Below are 297 nucleotides of genomic sequence, written 5' to 3'. Positions count from 1 at the left end.
ATGTGTAGTTGACATCTTCGGCATTCGTGAAATGGATTGCTAAAAATCCTTCATCATTCACTGCGGATACGTCAAGGTCCCCTGTATATATCGTCCCTGAGTTGGTCATGCCTATGGTTGTGCTTTTCAACAATCCTGTACTGCGGTTCAGCAGAATGTCAGATCTCGAGGTGTCTGAACGATATACCATCAAAGCGGCATGCCCCTTGCCTCTTGACGATCCATTAAATTTGATAGATACTCTTACGGTCTTGAACGGAGAAAACGTTATCGACTCTTTCGGACAAAATTTGTTAA

1 protein-coding gene is annotated in these 297 nt (G+C 43.1%); it reads right to left on the bottom strand.

Going from position 1 to position 297, the window contains the following annotated elements; all coding sequences use genetic code 11:
* A partial coding sequence (locus NE473_RS31505) for a hypothetical protein (RefSeq protein WP_256265672.1) occupies positions 1 to 193 on the bottom strand: 193 nt, incomplete at its 3' end.
* Positions 194 to 297 lie beyond the last annotated feature (104 nt).

This window comes from Hungatella sp. SL.1.14 (assembly GCF_024460495.1).
Lineage (GTDB): Bacteria > Bacillota > Clostridia > Lachnospirales > Lachnospiraceae > Hungatella > Hungatella hathewayi.
This window is presented reverse-complemented; position numbering and strand designations above follow the sequence as displayed.